Annotated in this window: 16 protein-coding genes; 10 read left to right on the top strand and 6 right to left on the bottom strand. The window is 70.1% G+C overall.

The window, feature by feature from the left end:
* Position 1: 1 nt before the first annotated feature.
* Complete coding sequence (locus tag AC1RN0_RS15160) at positions 2 to 385, bottom strand: GFA family protein (RefSeq protein ID WP_492788289.1); 384 nt, start codon at positions 383 to 385, stop codon at positions 2 to 4.
* 125 nt (positions 386 to 510) lie between these two features.
* On the opposite strand from AC1RN0_RS15160, the gene AC1RN0_RS15155 reads away from it, so the two are divergent.
* On the top strand, positions 511 to 1,545 hold the full coding sequence (locus AC1RN0_RS15155; protein ID WP_492788288.1) for a MerR family transcriptional regulator: 1,035 nt from the start codon (positions 511 to 513) through the stop codon (positions 1,543 to 1,545).
* A 3-nt stretch (positions 1,546 to 1,548) separates the two neighbouring features.
* Here AC1RN0_RS15155 and AC1RN0_RS15150 read toward each other — a convergent pair whose 3' ends face one another.
* Together AC1RN0_RS15150 and AC1RN0_RS15145 are read right to left on the bottom strand one after the other, a co-directional pair.
* Positions 1,549 to 2,040: a winged helix-turn-helix transcriptional regulator gene (locus AC1RN0_RS15150; RefSeq protein ID WP_492788287.1), complete on the bottom strand. Its 492-nt coding sequence runs from the start codon at positions 2,038 to 2,040 to the stop codon at positions 1,549 to 1,551.
* 163 nt (positions 2,041 to 2,203) lie between these two features.
* Positions 2,204 to 3,376: a hypothetical protein gene (locus AC1RN0_RS15145; RefSeq protein WP_492788286.1), complete on the bottom strand. Its 1,173-nt coding sequence runs from the start codon at positions 3,374 to 3,376 to the stop codon at positions 2,204 to 2,206.
* A 125-nt stretch (positions 3,377 to 3,501) separates the two neighbouring features.
* Between AC1RN0_RS15145 and AC1RN0_RS15140 the strand changes: the two genes are divergently transcribed.
* On the top strand, positions 3,502 to 4,689 hold the full coding sequence (locus AC1RN0_RS15140) for an acetyl-CoA C-acyltransferase (RefSeq protein WP_492788314.1): 1,188 nt from the start codon (positions 3,502 to 3,504) through the stop codon (positions 4,687 to 4,689).
* 156 nt (positions 4,690 to 4,845) lie between these two features.
* Here the strand turns inward: AC1RN0_RS15140 and AC1RN0_RS15135 are convergent, their stop codons facing one another.
* Positions 4,846 to 5,394 carry a DUF3617 domain-containing protein gene (locus AC1RN0_RS15135; protein ID WP_492788285.1) on the bottom strand — a complete coding sequence of 183 codons (549 nt, stop codon included), beginning with the start codon at positions 5,392 to 5,394 and terminating at the stop codon, positions 4,846 to 4,848.
* Between the two features lie 76 nt (positions 5,395 to 5,470).
* Between AC1RN0_RS15135 and AC1RN0_RS15130 the strand changes: the two genes are divergently transcribed.
* From AC1RN0_RS15130 to AC1RN0_RS15100, 7 genes are all read left to right on the top strand, one after another.
* On the top strand, positions 5,471 to 5,743 hold the full coding sequence (locus AC1RN0_RS15130) for a GNAT family N-acetyltransferase (RefSeq protein WP_492788284.1): 273 nt from the start codon (positions 5,471 to 5,473) through the stop codon (positions 5,741 to 5,743).
* A 55-nt stretch (positions 5,744 to 5,798) separates the two neighbouring features.
* Positions 5,799 to 6,281, top strand: coding sequence for a hypothetical protein (locus tag AC1RN0_RS15125; protein ID WP_492788283.1), 483 nt, complete (start codon positions 5,799 to 5,801; stop codon positions 6,279 to 6,281).
* A 93-nt stretch (positions 6,282 to 6,374) separates the two neighbouring features.
* Positions 6,375 to 7,652, top strand: coding sequence for an aminotransferase class III-fold pyridoxal phosphate-dependent enzyme (locus AC1RN0_RS15120; protein WP_492788282.1), 1,278 nt, complete (start codon positions 6,375 to 6,377; stop codon positions 7,650 to 7,652).
* Between the two features lie 19 nt (positions 7,653 to 7,671).
* Positions 7,672 to 9,099 carry an amidase gene (locus AC1RN0_RS15115; protein ID WP_492788281.1) on the top strand — a complete coding sequence of 476 codons (1,428 nt, stop codon included), beginning with the start codon at positions 7,672 to 7,674 and terminating at the stop codon, positions 9,097 to 9,099.
* Positions 9,100 to 9,257: 158 nt separating this feature from the next.
* Entirely contained in the window at positions 9,258 to 10,220 is a 963-nt protein-coding gene (locus tag AC1RN0_RS15110) for a quinone oxidoreductase family protein (RefSeq protein ID WP_492788280.1), read from the top strand.
* A gap of 199 nt (positions 10,221 to 10,419) precedes the next feature.
* Positions 10,420 to 11,421: an LLM class flavin-dependent oxidoreductase gene (locus AC1RN0_RS15105; RefSeq protein ID WP_492788279.1), complete on the top strand. Its 1,002-nt coding sequence runs from the start codon at positions 10,420 to 10,422 to the stop codon at positions 11,419 to 11,421.
* Positions 11,422 to 11,618: 197 nt separating this feature from the next.
* Positions 11,619 to 12,056 carry a hypothetical protein gene (locus AC1RN0_RS15100; RefSeq protein WP_492788278.1) on the top strand — a complete coding sequence of 146 codons (438 nt, stop codon included), beginning with the start codon at positions 11,619 to 11,621 and terminating at the stop codon, positions 12,054 to 12,056.
* Positions 12,057 to 12,143: 87 nt separating this feature from the next.
* On the opposite strand, the gene AC1RN0_RS15095 is transcribed toward AC1RN0_RS15100, so the two are convergent.
* Positions 12,144 to 13,517 carry an MATE family efflux transporter gene (locus tag AC1RN0_RS15095; protein ID WP_492788313.1) on the bottom strand — a complete coding sequence of 458 codons (1,374 nt, stop codon included), beginning with the start codon at positions 13,515 to 13,517 and terminating at the stop codon, positions 12,144 to 12,146.
* A 373-nt stretch (positions 13,518 to 13,890) separates the two neighbouring features.
* Here AC1RN0_RS15095 and AC1RN0_RS15090 point away from each other — a divergent pair, with 373 nt between their 5' ends.
* Complete coding sequence (locus AC1RN0_RS15090) at positions 13,891 to 14,313, top strand: OsmC family protein (RefSeq protein ID WP_492788277.1); 423 nt, start codon at positions 13,891 to 13,893, stop codon at positions 14,311 to 14,313.
* Between the two features lie 90 nt (positions 14,314 to 14,403).
* Here the strand turns inward: AC1RN0_RS15090 and AC1RN0_RS15085 are convergent, their stop codons facing one another.
* Entirely contained in the window at positions 14,404 to 15,657 is a 1,254-nt protein-coding gene (locus AC1RN0_RS15085) for a cytochrome P450 (RefSeq protein ID WP_492788276.1), read from the bottom strand.
* Positions 15,658 to 15,734: the final 77 nt, after the last annotated feature.

Raw genomic sequence — 15,734 nt, 5'->3', positions numbered from 1 at the left:
ACTACTGCGGGTTCTGCGGCAGGCCGTCGGCGATGTCGTAGTAGTCGCCCTTGTCGGCGACGAAGATGTGCTTGCCCATCCGCGCGCCGGTCGGTGCGTCGAAGGCGCCCATGGCGATGGCGATCCACGGGTGGCGGACCGGCTTCCAGAACAGCGCCGAGCCGCAGGTCGCGCAGAAACCGCGCCGCACCTTCTCCGAGGACTGGAACCAGGTCACCCGCTCCGCGCCCTGGATCGTCACCGACGATTCCGGCAGGTCGGTCGAGGCCCAGAAGTGGCCGGACGTCTTGCGGCACAGGGTGCAGTGGCAGGCGTCCGGCGCGGACAGTTCGCCCTCGACCGTGAAGCGGACCGCGCCGCAGAGACAGGATCCTGCGTGCATCATGCGATCTCCCGGACAGTATCGGTGTGAAACAGGCTGGCAGATGTCGTCCGGCCGATCCAGCCGCTTGACCCGGCCCCCGGGGCTGCCTCGATAACACCGCCGGTTCGTCATCAGCGAGGTCAGTCATGACTGCTTTCCCCCGGTTCCTGAGTCCCGCCGAAGCCGCCCGTCGGCTCGGCGTTTCCGCCAAGGCCCTGCGCCTCTACGAGCGGCGTGGGCTGGTTGCGCCGGGGCGGACGCCGGCCGGCTGGCGCGCCTACGGTCCCGACGACATGGCGCGCGCCGGCGATATCGCGGCGTTGCGCGGGCTGGGTCTCAGCCTCGAGCAGGTGGCGCGCGTCATCGGCGGCGATCCCACGGGACTGGAGCCCGCCCTGGCCTCGCATCAGGCCGTGCTGGAGCGGCGCTTTCGCGACATGATCGGATCACTTGAGGCGATCCGCGCGGTGCGCGACCAACTGGCGCGCGGAAATGCGCCCACCCTCCGCGATCTGGCCGGACTGTCGGGCGCGCCCGGCGTTGCGGTGGCGGCGTTCGACCTGCCCTGGCCGTGGGGTGGCGAGCGGTTCGAACTGCGCGACCTCCGGCCTCTGACCTACATTGTCGGGCCGCTCGGCAGCGGCAAGACGCGGCTGGCGCGGGCCATCGCCGCAGCCCTTCCCGACGCGGAGTTCTTCGGTCTGGACCGGCTGGACGACAGCGCCGCAGCGGCGCGTGCGCGGCTGGAGGCGGATCCGGCGCTGCAGGCGCGGGTCAGTCGGGCCCTGACCTGGATGATCGAGGATGGCGCGTCAGCTTGCGACGCCCTGACCGCCCTGCTTGTGACGCTGGAAGCCGACTCAGCGGGCGCGGTGGTGGTCGACATGATTGAGCAGGGGCTCGACCCGGCGACGCAGGAAGCCGTGATCGCCTGGCTTCGGCGGCGCGGCCGGACCGGCCGGCCGCTGTTCCTGATGACCCGTTCGTCATCGATCCTCGACCTGGCGGCTGTCGGTCCGGATGAGGCGGTTTTGTTCTGTCCGGCCAATCACAGTCCGCCGATGGTCGTGGCCGCACATGTCGGCGCGGCGGGCTACGAGGCCGTCGAGACCTGCCTGGGGACGCCCGAGGTCCGGGCCAGAACGGAAGGGGTCATCGCCTGGCGGCCGACGACGGCCTGAGCCTCAGGCGGGGTCCGACTTGGCCAGCGCCTCGCCGACCGTCAGGGCGCCTTCGGTCTGCTCCGACCGACGCAGGTCGCCGGGGATCAGGGCCTCGTTGCAGTGCTCGCAGACCAGCTTCGCGGTGAAGGCGTGGCCGCAGTGGTCATGGATGAACTGCACCGGCGGGTTGTCGCCGTAGACGTGGCGGTTGCCCCAGTCGAGCATGGTCAGCAGCACCGGCTGCAGGGCGCGGCCCTTCTCGGTCAGCACGTATTCCTGGCGGGGCGGGCGCTCGGAATAGCGTCGGGGCTCCAGCACGCCGTGGGCGACCAGGCTCTTCAGCCGGGCGGCCAGCACGTTTCGGGCGACGCCCAGGTGATCCTGCCATTTCTCGAACCGGCGCACGCCACGAAACGCGTCGCGCAGGATCAGCAGCGTCCACGGATCGCCGACGACCTCAAGGGTGGCGGCGATGCCGCAGCTCTGGTGCGAATAGTCTGCTGTACGGCCCATGAGCGCAATTTGCGGTTTCCGTTAGGGGAAAGCAAGAGGGTTGTCTTTCGGGACGAACCTGAGTAAGTTGTTTTTAGCAACGCATTTCCTGTTTTGCTCAACTCGGGACGGCGTCAACGGACCCCGACGTCGTCCCGTCTTTTTCCGGATCCCTCAGCGACGGCTACGGCTCCTTCGGCGCCGCCGCATCGGCTGCGGCCTTGTCGGCGGCGGCTTTCACGCGAGCGGCGCGGGCCGCCTCGGCGTCGGCGATGGCCTTGGCGCGGCGGGCGTCGACAGCGGCCTGCGCCGTCTTGCGCCGCTCGGCGACGGAGGCTTCCTGGGCCGGGGTGAGGCCCTTGGGCGTCGGCCCGGCGACCGGCGGACGCGAGACCGGGGCGGGCGCCGCGACCGGCGGCGTCGGAGTTTGCGGCGGGCGCAGCCTGGCGGCGGCGGCGTCGCGGCGGGCCTTCAGTTCGGCCTCGCGATTGAGCCGCGCGGCCCGGCGCGCCGCTTCATGTTCCCGCTCCAGAGTCGCCGCGTCGGGCGCGGTCGGCTTGGCCACGGGGGCCGTGGGCGGGGTCGCGACCGGGGGGCGACCGTCCGGCCCGCGATCGGGCCGCCCGGGGCGGTCAGGACGATCCGGACGCGTATCCCGCGCGGGCGGAACCGGCGCGGGCGGCGTGACGATCACCGGCGGCGGCGTCTGGCCGGCGGGCCGCTCCGGCCGGCGCGGGCGATCCTGGCGGGCTTGCCAGTCTCGCCATTGCTGGCTGTCGAGCCGGCGGCGATCGCGCTCGTCGGCCTGCAGGGCCGCGCGGCGCAGGGCCTGGGACCGGGCCAGATAGCGGCCGGCCTCGTCGGCGCGGGCCCGGGTGGCCTCGCGGTCCAGCGCCCGGCGCTGGCGCACGTCATAGACCGTCACCAGCGAGCCGTCGTCGTAGCCGTAACCGTAGTAGAGGTCCTGGACGTAGTAGGGCCGGTCCTGGCCGGCCCGGTAGTAGTAGGAGCGCTCCCCGCCGCCGGCGAGCCGTTCGACCACCCGCCGGACCATCTCGCCGTCGAGCCAGACCGCCGGGGCCTCGTCGCCGTAGTCATAGGCGTAGGACGGCGGCCGTTCGTCATAGTAGCGGTCATCGGCCTCGGCCTGGGTCCAGTAGTCGTCGGCGCGCTCGCGCGGCGCGGCCACGACCCGGGCCGGCGGCGCGGGCGGCAGCGCCTGCGGCGTGGCGGGCGCGAGGGCGACGGGTTCGGGCGCCGCCGCCTCGATCGGCGCGGGAGGCGTGTCGGGCTTGCGGTCACAGGCTCCGAGCAGGGCGGCGAGGGCGACGCCGGCGAACAGAACGCGACAGGTCATGGGGCAGTCCTTCAGGCTGGGGCCCGCCGGTCGACGGGCGCCATTCCACTGCCCAACGCGCGGACAGGCTTGCGGGGGGCGCCCGGAACGCTCAAATCAGCCCCGTCTGCTTTCGGAGAGTCCTGATCATGTCCGCCGATCCCGTCGTCATCGTCTCCTTCGCCCGCACGCCGATGGGCGGCTTCCAGGGCGCGCTCACCGGCGTGAAAGCCACCGAACTGGGCGCGACCGCCGTGCGCGCCGCGGTGGAGCGGGCCGGGGTCGATCCGGCGAGGATCGAGCAGATCATCATGGGCTGCGTGCTGCCGGCGGGCCTGGGCCAGGCGCCGGCCCGTCAGGCGGGTCTGGGGGCGGGCCTGTCGCTCGGCGTGGCGGCGACCACGGTCAACAAGATGTGCGGCAGCGGCATGCAGGCGGCCATCATGGCCCACGACGCCCTGGCGGCCGGCTCGGTCGACCTGGTCGTCGCCGGCGGCATGGAGAGCATGACCGGCGCGCCCTACCTGATGGCCAAGCACCGCGGCGGCGCCCGCATCGGCCACGATGTGATCAGCGACAGCATGTACCTCGACGGCCTCGAGGACGCCTATGAGCCGGGCCGGCTGATGGGCTCGTTCGCCGAGGACAGCGCCCGGGCCTACCAGTTCACCCGCGAGGACCAGGACGCCTACGCCATCGAGAGCCTGGGCCGCGCCCGCGCCGCGACCGAGACCGGCGCCTTCGCCGCCGAGATCACCCCGGTGACGGTCAGGACCCGCAAGGGCGAGGAAACGGTCAGCCAGGACGAGCAGCCGCTGAAGGCCGACCCGTCGAAGATCCCGGGCCTCAAGCCGGCGTTCGCCAAGGACGGCACGATCACCGCCGCCAACGCCAGTTCGATCAGCGACGGCGCCGCCGCCCTGGTGATGACCCGCGAGAGCGTGGCCAGGGCGCTCGGCCTGCCGATCGTCGCCCGCGTCGTGGCCCACGCCGCCCACGCCCATGAGCCCGGCCTGTTCACCACCGCGCCCGTGCCGGCGATGCAGAAGGCGCTGAAGAAGGCCGGCTGGACGGCCGAGGACGTCGACCTGTGGGAGGTCAACGAGGCCTTCGCCGTGGTGGCCATGATCGCCATGCGCGAGCTGGGCATCGATCACGCGAAGCTGAACGTCAACGGCGGCGCCACGGCGCTGGGCCACCCGATCGGCGCCTCCGGCGCGCGCATCCTGACCACCCTGCTGTCGGCGCTCCAGGCCCGCGGCGGCAAGCGCGGCATGGCCAGCCTCTGCATCGGCGGCGGCGAGGCCACGGCGATGGCGGTGGAACTGGTGTGAGGGGACAGGGACCAGGGGTTAGGGATTAGGGATTAGGGATTAGGGGGGCGGCACGTCCGCGCTAAACTAGCCCCTAGCCCCTAGCCCCTAGCCCCTAGCCCCTAGCCCCTAGCCCCTAGCCCCTAGCCCCTAGCCCCTAGCCCCCAATCCCAATCCCTAGCCCGGCGCCCGTCCGCCCGGCATGACCATCGTCCGGCCGTTGACGGTGATCTGCTTGTCGCCGGGGCTCATGCCGGCCGGGCAGGCGCCCATGTATTTCGCGTCGATGACCTGCCTGTGGGTGAAGCTCTGGCCGTCGCGGCTGCCGGTGACGTCCGACTCCATGCGATAGGCGCTGTTGAAGTCGCCCGTGACCGTGCCCTTGCTGGTCATGTGCATGCCCTCGGTGGTGCAGTCGAGTTCGAACGCCACGCCGCCCGGGATCCGTTTCCACGTGCTCTTGGTGCAGTTGCGGCGGTCCATGCTCTGGCCGAGCGCGGCGGCGTCATTCTGGGTCGCGTCATCGATGCAGGAACTGGCCTTCATCGGCGCATCGCCCACGGAGATCTCCCACAGGCCGGCTTTCAGGTGCGGGGCGGCTTCGACGCCCGGCGGGACCGGCGGCCTGGCGGCCACGGCGGCGGGCGCCGGACCGGCCTTGTCGGCCGGCTTGCCGCAGGCGGTGAGGGCGAGGGCGGCGAAACAGACGCCGGCGACGATGCGCATCGGTGGACTCCCTGTCTATATTCGAACGACGATATCGGGGAACACAACGCCGCGCGAGACGTCTATGATCCAGAGCATGTCAGAGATCACCGACAATACCGCCGCGGGCCGCTTCGAACTCGTCGAACAGGGCCTGACCGCCTACGCCGACTACCGGATGACCCCGGGGCGGATGATCATCGACTATGTCTTCTCGCCGCCGGCGCTGCGCGGCGCGGGAACGGCGGGCCGGCTGATGCAGGGCGTGGTGGCGCAGGCCCGGGCGCGCTCGGTGAAGATTACCCCCCTTTGCGGTTATGCGGCGGCCTGGCTCAAGCGCCATCCTGAGACCGCTGATCTGCTGGCCTGACGGCGAACGCTGTTCTAGGCTGGCGACCGGGACACTCGTGAACAGGAACCACGACATGCTGAAATCCCTCGCCATGGTCAGCGCGCTGGCGCTGGCGCTTTCGGCCCCCGGCGCGGCGTTCGCGCAGAGCGGCCTGTTGTCGGACTGGGGTCCGTCCGACATGAAGGCGGCCATCGTCGCCGCCGGCTCGACGGTGACGAAGGAGGGCGTGCTCGACAGCGGCTCGCCCTATGTCGGCGCCCAGTCATCGAACGGGATGAAGTACGTCATCTACGGCACCGTCTGCAGCGGCACGCCCAAGCGTTGCCAGGGCGCCAACCTGTCGGCCAGCTTCACGCTCGATTCCGACTCCGAGGTCGACAAGCGCGAGAAGGAAATCGACCGCTCGGCGGTCAGCGTGCGCAACGCCGGCGACAATTCGCTGGAAGTGTCGCGCTACATCATCTTCGACAACGGCATCAGCCGCGCCAACCTGGCGACCAACATCGAGGTTTTCGTCGAGGTGGCCGAGGAAATCTGGAACGGCGGCGGCAAGTAGGCCTGCCCGACATTCACCCGATCAGGCCGCGGGGGCGACTCCGCGGCCTTTTCGTTGCTAGGCTCCTGGCCGGACATCGACCGGGAGAAGACGATGACGGCCAGCGGCTCCAACAGCGTTGATCGCGACCTCCGCCGCCGGGCCGAGGCGGTCATTCCCGGCGGCATGTACGGCCACCAGTCGGTGGGCCTGCTGCCGGAGGACTATCCGCAGTTCTTCCGGTCGGGCGACGGGGCGTACATCACCGACGCCGACGGCCGGCGCTACCTCGACCTGATGTGCGCCTACGGGCCCAACCTGTTCGGCTACGCCAACCCGGAGATCGATGCGGCCTATGTGCGCCAGCTCGGACAGGGCGACGCCCTGACCGGCCCCACAGGCCTGATGGTCGAGCTGGCCGAGGCCTTCGTGGCCCTGGTCAGCCACGCCGACTGGGCGATGTTCTGCAAGAACGGCACGGACGCCACCACCATGGCGATGATGACCGCCCGCCAGCACACCGGGCGCAAGACGCTGGTGCTGGCGCGGGGCGCCTATCACGGGGCCGCGCCCTGGTGCACGCCGCGGCCCGCCGGCACCACGGCCGAGGACAAGGCCAACCAGATCTTCTGCAGCTACAACGACATCGCCAGCCTGGAGGCCGCGGTGGCCAAGGCCGGCGACGACCTGGCGGCCATCTTCGCCGCGCCGTTCCGCCATGACGCCTTCATCGACCAGGCCGCGCCCGATCCCGCCTACGCCCGCCGCGCCCGCGAACTGGCCGACCAGACCGGCGCCCTGCTGATCGTCGATGATGTCCGCGCAGGCCTGCGCCTCGCCCGCGACTGCAGCTGGTCGACGATCGGCGTCCAGCCGGACCTCTCGACCTGGGGCAAGTGCATCGCCAACGGCCACCCGATCTCGGCCCTGCTCGGCAATGACAAGGCGCGCAAGGCGGCGGCCTCTATCTATGTCACCGGCTCCTTCTGGTACGCCGGGGCGGCGATGGCGGCGGGTCTGGCGACCCTGCGCCTGGTGCGCGAGACGGACTACCTCGAGCGGATCACGGCGCTGGGCGAGACCCTGCGCACGGGCCTCGCCGAGCGCGCGGCCGCCGCCGGCTTCGGCTTCCGCCAGACCGGGCCGGGCGTCATGCCGCTGTTCCTGTTCGACGACGACCCCGACCTGCGCAAGGGCTTCTGCTGGTCCAGCGCCATGCTGGCCAGGGGCGTCTACGTCCATCCGTGGCACAATATGTTCCTCTGCGCGGCGATGACCGACGCCGACATCCAGTTCGCCCTCGACGCGGCCGAACAAGCGTTTCAAACTCTGAAATCGCAGGCGCACGACCTGCCGCCGGTGGAGAAGCTCGCCTTCCACTCCGCGCGATAGAAGATCACGGGAGAGACAGATGGCGTTCGCCGAATACGCGGACCACGACGGCCTCGGGCTGGCCGCGCTGGTGAAGAAGGGCGAGGTCTCGCCGGCCGAGCTGGTCGAGGCGGCCATCGAGCGGATCGAGCGCCATAACCCGACCCTCAACGCCGTGGTGCACAAGGCCTATGACGAGGCGCGCAAGGTCGCCGCCGGGCCGCTGCCGGAGGGGCCGTTCCAGGGCGTGCCGTTCCTGATCAAGGACCTCGGGGCCCAGGTGAAGGGCTGGCCGCGCAGCTCCGGCTCCAACTTCGCCCAGGTCGCCGCCGACGCGGCCGACAGCGAGCTGGTCCGGCGCTACCGCAACAGCGGCGTCGTCCTGCTGGGCAAGACCAACACGCCGGAGTTCGGCATCCCGGGCGTCACCCAGTCCGAGCGGCTGGGCCCCTGCGGCAATCCGTGGAACCCCGAGCACATCAGCGGCGGCTCGTCCGGCGGCGCGGCCAGCGCCACGGCATCCGGCATGGTCCCCCTGGCCCACGCCAGCGATGGGCTGGGCTCGATTCGCATCCCGGCCGCCAACTGCGGCCTGGTCGGGATGAAGATCACCCGCGACCGCACGCCGATCTGCGAGGTCACCGACGGCGCCGTCGGCTTCTCGGTCCACCACGTGGTCAGCCGCACGGTGCGCGACAGCGCCGCGATGCTCGACGCCACCGACGGCCCGCAGCCGGGCGACCCCTTCACCCATCCGAAGAAGGAGCGGCCCTTCCTTGAGGAGGTCAGCCGCAGTCCGGGCAAGCTGAAGATCGCCTGGTCCACCGAGACCCCGAGTGGCCGGCCAATGGGCGACGAGATGATCGCCGCGACGCAGAAGACGGTCGAGACGCTGAAGGCGCTCGGTCACGAGGTCTTCGAAATGGGCCTCGGCATCGACTACCGCCTGCTCTATCGCGCCCAGGGCCTGGTCTCGGCCTCCAACTTCGCCGCCTCGATCATGCGCTGGGTCGAGCGGCTCGGCCGCGAGCCGGAGCCGGGCGAACTGGGACCCCTGGCCCAGCGCGGCTACGACGGCGGTCGCCGCGTCAGCGGCCAGCAGGCGCTGTGGGGCTGGCAGACCCTGCGGCTGATCAACATCCAGATCCTCGAACGCTTCCAGGCGTTCGACGTCTTCCTGACCCCGACGATGAGCTATCCGTCGCCGCGCATCGACTGGCTCGATCCGCTGACGGTGGACGTGAAGGAATTCGACAAGCGCCAGGCGGCGACCTACGGCACCACCCCGCCGTTCAACTTCACCGGCCAGCCCAGCCTGTCGCTGCCGCTCTGGCAGAGCGAGGACAACCTGCCGCTCGGCATGATGTTCACCGGCCGCTTCGGCGACGAGGCGACGCTCTATCGCCTCGCCGGCCAGCTGGAGAAGGAAATCCCCTGGATCGGCCGCAAGCCGCCGGTGTGGGGGTAGCCTGCAAAGCGGCCTCGCGTCCTTCGAGACGCGATCCTGAGGGATTGCTCCTCAGGATGACGAAGAGGGTCGGGCTGCAAAATTGTTCGTCATGGTGAGGAGCGAGGCATCAGCCGAGCGTCTCGAACCACGCACGATATCAACGCTTCGGAGTCCCCATGAAAGCTGCCGTCTACTACGAGAACGGATCCCCCGACGTCCTGAAGTACGAGGACGTTCCCGACCCTGTCTGCCATCCCAAGGGCGTCATCATCCGCGTGCTGGCGGTCAGCATCGAGGGCGGTGACACCCTGAACCGCTGGCGCGGCCCGCTGGTCACCAGGCCGCACATCGTCGGCTACCAGGCGTCCGGCGAGATCGTCGAGGTCGGGTCCGAGGTCACCCATCTGCGCGTCGGCCAGAAGGTCGCCACCGTCGACGGCTTCGGCAGCCACGCCGAGCTGCGGCCGGTGCCGGCGCGCAACTGCTGGCCGATCCCGGGCGGCCTCGACCCGCGCCACGCCGCCGTCATCCCGGTGGCCTTCGGCACGGCGCACGACTGTCTGTTCGAGTTCGGCCGCCTGAAGGCCGGCGAGACGGTGCTGGTCCAGGCCGGCGCCTCCGGCGTGGGGCTGGCGGCCATCCAGCTGGCCAAGCGGGCCGGGGCGACGGTGCTGGCCACCGCCTCCAGCGACGCGCGGCTGGAGAAGCTCAAGGCCTACGGCCTCGACCACGGCATCAACTACACGAAGGACGCCGTGCCCGAGGCGGTGATGAAGATCACCGACAAGAAGGGCGTGAACCTGGTGGTCGACAGCGTCGGCGGCCCGACCCTGCAGGGCTCGATCCTGTCGCTCGGCTATCGCGGCCGCGTCTCGATGGTCGGCAACGCCGGCCGCGAGCCGATGACCGTCGACGTCAGCAGCCTGATGGGCGGCAACCGCTCGCTCAGCGGCGTCTTCCTCGGCGCCGAGATCATGACCGACCGCGCCCACGACATGATCCAGGGCCTGATCGAGGACGCGGCGCGGGGCGACATCAAGGTCGTCATCGACCGCGAGTTCCCGCTGTCGGAAGCGGCGGCCGCGCATGCCTACATCGAGAGCCGGCAGGCGGTCGGCCGGGTGCTGCTGATTCCGTAAGACTCCTTCCTCTCCGTGAAGCGGGGAGGGGGACCCTGCGGAGCAGGGTGGAGGGGCAGCGCCGGTCTCTCCGGAGGGACCGGAATTCAGGACTGGACCGCCGCCCTCCGCGCTGCCCCCTCCACCACGCTTTGCGTGGTCCCCCTCCCCATTTCATGGGGAGGATTGGTTCGCGCCAAGTCCGTCCTATATGGAAACCATGACCCCTCTTTCCGTACTCGACCTCGCCCCCGTCGTTCAGGGCTCCACCGTGCAGCAGGCGCTGCACAACAGCCGTGACCTCGCGCAGCATGCCGAGCGCTGGGGCTACAATCGCTTCTGGCTGGCCGAGCACCACAACATGCGCGGCATCGCCAGCGCGGCGACCAGCGTGCTGATCGCCCATGTGGCCGAGGGCACCTCGACGATCCGCGTCGGCTCGGGCGGGATCATGTTGCCCAACCATGCGCCGCTGCAGATCGCCGAGCAGTTCGGCACGCTCGCGGCGCTGTACGGCCCGCGCATCGATCTGGGCCTCGGCCGCGCGCCGGGGACGGACCAGATCACCGCCCGCGCCCTGCGCCGGACCATGGTCGGCGACGTCGACCGCTTCCCGCAGGATGTCGTCGAGCTGATGCGCTACTTCCAGCCGGCCCAGCCCGGCCAGGCGGTCGTCGCGACGCCCGGCGAGGGGCTCGATGTCCCCGTCTGGATCCTCGGTTCAAGCCAGTTCGGCGCCCATCTGGCCGCCGCGCTCGGCCTGCCCTACGCCTTCGCCAGCCACTTCGCGCCGCAGGAGATGGAGGCCGCCGTGGCCGCCTATCGCGCCCGGTTCGAGCCCTCGGCCCAGCTCGACAAGCCCTATGTCATGCTGGCGCTGAACGTCTTCGCCGCCGACACGGACGAGGAAGCGAAGCTGCTGTTCACCTCGCTGCAGCAGGCCTTCGTCAACCTCGCCACCGGCATGCCCGGCCGCCTGCCGCCACCGATGGAGGGCTACGAGGCGCGACTTCCGGCCGACGCCAAGGCGCGGCTCGCGTCCGCCCTGCGCTGCTCGGTGGTCGGATCGCGCGAGACCGTGCGCAAGGGCCTGGCCGAATTCATCGAACGGACCGGCGCCGACGAGCTGATCGTCACCGGCCAGATCCACGACCATGCGGCCCGGCTGCGGTCGTTCGAGATCACGGCGGAGGCGAACCGGGAGTTGGCGGCGGCGGCCTGATGGTTTAGACGCCCCACCCATGGCCCGCACCGCCCGCACCGCCGCGCAGCAACAACGTCGGATTTTTCCGGCGGCGTTTGCGCATGCGGTGCGGTGATCGGGCCCCGATCCACCTTCCACCCCATCGACCCACACCCGCCGGCGTCCCCGGCGGGTTTGTCGTTCCGGGGCGCCGGCTTCCATGACAGGAGCCGCTGATGACCACCCCCTTCACGTCTGACGCCGAGATCATCGCCATCGGCGAGGGCCTCGTCGCCCGCACCCTGCCCAAGCCGGCCTGGACCCACGCGGCGCATTTCGCCGCCGCCGTCTGGCTGATCGCCGGCCAGTCGACGCTCGATCCGGAGCGCGACATGCCCGGTCTGATCCGCGCCTACAACGTCGCCACCGGCGGAGTGAACTCCGACGCCGAGGGCTATCACGAGACCATCACCCAGGCCTCCCTGCGGGCGACGCGGGCGTTCCTGGCGAGCCTGCCGGAGGAAACGCCGCTGTTCGAGGCCTGCAATCGCCTGATGGCGACGGACCTCGGTCGGCCCGGCTGGCTGCTGACCTGGTGGACCCGCGAGCGGCTGTTTTCGGTCGAGGCGCGGCGGGCTTGGGTCGACCCGGACCTGCGGCCGCTGCCGTTCTGACGCGAGACGGGGACATGTACCGCAGGTACGTGTCCCCTAATCCAGCAGCTCGTTTGGGGGACACGTACCGAAGGCGGTACATGTCCCCTACGTCCGCGTGATCCGCGCGAACCGGCCGACCATCGCCACCGCGGCGACAGCCAGACCCACCGCCAGGCCGATCCAGATGCCCAGGCCCTGCATCTTCAGCACCACGCCGAGGATGATGCAGACCGGGGCCCCGACCAGCCAGTAGCTGACCCCGGCGAGGATCATCGGCATGCGGGCGTCCTTCAGCCCGCGCAGCGCCTGGGCGCCGACGACCTGGAGGGCGTCGAACACCTGGAACGCCGCGGCGACCATCAGGAACTGGGTGGCCAGGATCACCACCTGGTCGTCGCCCGCCCGGCCGCTGCCAAGGTACAGGCCCGCGATCTGCGGGCCGAACAGCAGCATGGCCACGGCCACGACCCCGATGAAGCCGACCGCCAGCGCCATGGCCGTGACGCCGGCCCGGCGCGCGCCTGCCATGTCGTCGCGACCGGCGGCCAGCCCGACCCGCACGGTCGAGGCCATCCCGATGCCCAGGGGCACCATGAAGGTGATCGAGGCGAAGTTCAGCGCGATCTGGTGCGCCGCCACGGCGACCGCGCCGAACGTGCCCATGACCAGGGTCATGGTGTTGAACAGCATGGCCTCGAAGATCATCGTCATGCTGATCGGCATGCCCAGCCGGATCAGCTCCTTGACCCGCACGGGCACGGGCCGGTGCGCGCGGCGAAAGATGCGGTAGGCGCGCAGGGCGGGCGTCAGCCAGATGACCACGACCATCGCCGAGAACTCGAAGATGGCCGAGATCGCGGTCGCCAGGCCCGAGCCGAGCAGGCCGAGCTTCGGCAGGCCGAAGTGGCCGAAGATCAGGCCCCAGCCGAGCAGGCCGTTGACGACGATCGCCGCCAGCATGACCCACAGGGCCGCCGCCGGCCGGCCGAGCGCCGCGGTGAAGCTGCGCAGCGCCTGGTAGCCCAGCGCGAACGGCAGGCCGATGGCCAGCATCGAGACGAACACCCCGGCGTCGCGCGCCAGCTGCGGATCCTGGCCCAGGTGCGACAGGATCCAGCGGGCGTTGAGCATCACCAGCATCAGCGGCAGGGCCGCCAGCATGGTCACCCACAGCCCCATGCGCACGGTGGCGCGCACGTGCCGGCGGTCGCGCGGGCTGGCGCCGAGGATCTGGGCGACCACCGGCGAAACGGCCATGCCCGGGCCGCTGCCGATCAGCCAGGCGAAATAGAACACGGTGTTGCCGATCGCCGCGGCGGCCAGGGCCTCGCGGCTCAGCCGGCCCAGCAGCACGACGTCGGTGGTCATGATGGCCATCTGCGCCAGCTGCGAGCCGGCCATCGGGGCGGCCAGCAGCAGCAGCGCGCGGGCTTCGATGAGCCACGGCGTTCTTCGCAGGGCGGGCGATTGTGCGGTCATGTCGGTCACGGTCGGAGACTTTCAGAGATAAGCCCGAACCCGATCGATGCTGGATGACGGATATAAAAAATCCCCCCAGAGCGGTCGGGCTCGGGAGGGACGGGGCGCTGGATCGTGGTGTGATCTAGGCGGCGTAATCCTCGCGAGCAGACGCGGTGCAACCCACGCCCTCGGGCGTGGAGTGGGCCGGTCGAAGGGTCATGCATTTGGACGACTGCATGGTTGCCTGCTCGCGATTCGACGGGCCCCATGCCCATCCGGTGCGCACTCGTTACCCGTGTAACGATGTCGCGTCAAATCCGGCGCCGCCGCGGCGGCAACCCATCGCCGCGCCGGACGCTTCAACCCCGAACCTCGAAACGGGAGACAGTCCATGATCCGCAAGGCGACCGCACACTGGCAGGGCACGGGCCGCGACGGCTCCGGCGACCTGACCACAGGCTCCGGCGTTCTGTCCGCCGCGCCCTACGGCTTCAAGACCCGCTTCGAGAACCAGCCCGGGACCAATCCGGAGGAACTGATCGCCGCCGCCCACGCCGGCTGCTTCACCATGGCCCTGGCTTTCCAGCTGCAGACGGCCGGCTTCACGCCCGAGAGCCTGACCACCGAGGCGGCCGTGTCGCTGGACTCGCAGGACGGCGGCTTCACCATCACGAAGTCGGCGCTGACCCTGACGGCGAAGGTGCCGGGCCTCGATCAGGCGAAGTTCGACGAACTGGCCAGCGTCGCCGAGAAAAACTGCCCGGTGTCCAGGCTGCTGAAGGCCGAGATCACCCTGGACGCGACGCTGGTCTGACCCGCGCGCCTTGCACAGGATGCTCCCCCTCCGTCTCGGCTTCGCCGATCCCCCTCCCCCGGTGGGGGAGGATCTGGGGTGCGCGCCCGGCTACACCCGGGCCGGGATGACCACCGGCAGGTGCTCGTAGCCCTTCACGAACGACGAGGCCACGCGCGTCGGCTCGCCGGTCACCTGGATGTCGGGGAAGCGCTTGAGGATCTCTTCCCAGATGATCCGCAGCTGCAGCTCCGCCAGCCGGTTGCCGACGCAGCGGTGGATACCGAAGCCGAACGACAGGTGCTGGCGCGGCCGGGCCCGGTCGATGATGTAGGCGTTGGGGTTCTCGATGACCTCGTCATCGCGGTTGCCCGAGACGTACCACATCAGGACCTTGTCGCCCTTTTTGATCTTCTGGCCGTTCAGCTCCACGTCCTGCAGCGCGCGACGGCGCATGTAGGCCAGCGGCGTCTGCCAGCGAATGGTCTCCGAGACCATCGACGGGATCAGGTCCGGATTGGCGCGCAGCTTGGCGTACTGGTCGCGGTTCTGGTTCAGGGCCAGCACGCTGCCGGTCATGGTGTTGCGGGTCGTGTCGTTGCCGCCGACGATCAGCAGCAGCAGGTTCCCCAGGTACTCCATGCGGTCCATGTTCCGCGTGGATTCCCCGTGCGCCAGCATCGAGATCAGGTCGTTCTTCGGCGGGGCGTTGACCCGCTCGTTCCACAGGCGGGTGAAGTACTCGACGCATTCGAACAGGGTCGCGCGGCGATGGTCCTCGCCCTTGTAGAACGGGCTGAACTTGCTCGCCGTGGCCGTGTCGGACCAGTAGGTCAGCTTGCGCCGGTCCTCCCACGGGAAGTCGAACAGCGTGGCCAGGGTCATGGTCGTCAGCTCGATCGAGACCTTGTCGACCCAGTCGATCTCCTCGCCGACGGGAAGCTCGTCGAGGATCTTGGCCGCCCGCTCGCGGATGATCGGCTCGAGGTACTGCAGGTTGCCCGGCGAGACGACCGGGCTGACCGTCTTGCGCTGCACGTCGTGCTTGGGCGGGTCCATGGCGATGAACATCGGCAGGCGGAAGTCGTCCGACCCCTCGGCCAGGGTGATGCCGCCCTCGGACGAGAACACCTGGTGGTTGGTGTCGACGGCCATGATGTCGTTGTACTTCGTCACCGACCAGTAGGGTCCGAACTCGTGTTCGGCCTGGTAGTGGACCGGCGCTTCCTTCCGCAGCCGCTCGAAGTACGGCCACATCGTATCGCTCTGGAACAGCAGCGGGTCGGCGACCTTGATCTCCGACAGCGGCATGCTCCAGGCATGCTCGGCGGCGGTCTGCTTCAGATCCACGGATCCGTCGCTCATGGTCGTTCTCCCCGTCACATTCGTTTTCGCGACTGTGACCCGTCCCGGCCGTCAGGGCCAGTGTCGCGGGGGCGCAA

The organism is Caulobacter sp. GW821-FHT12F03 (assembly GCF_058806855.1).
This window is presented reverse-complemented; position numbering and strand designations above follow the sequence as displayed.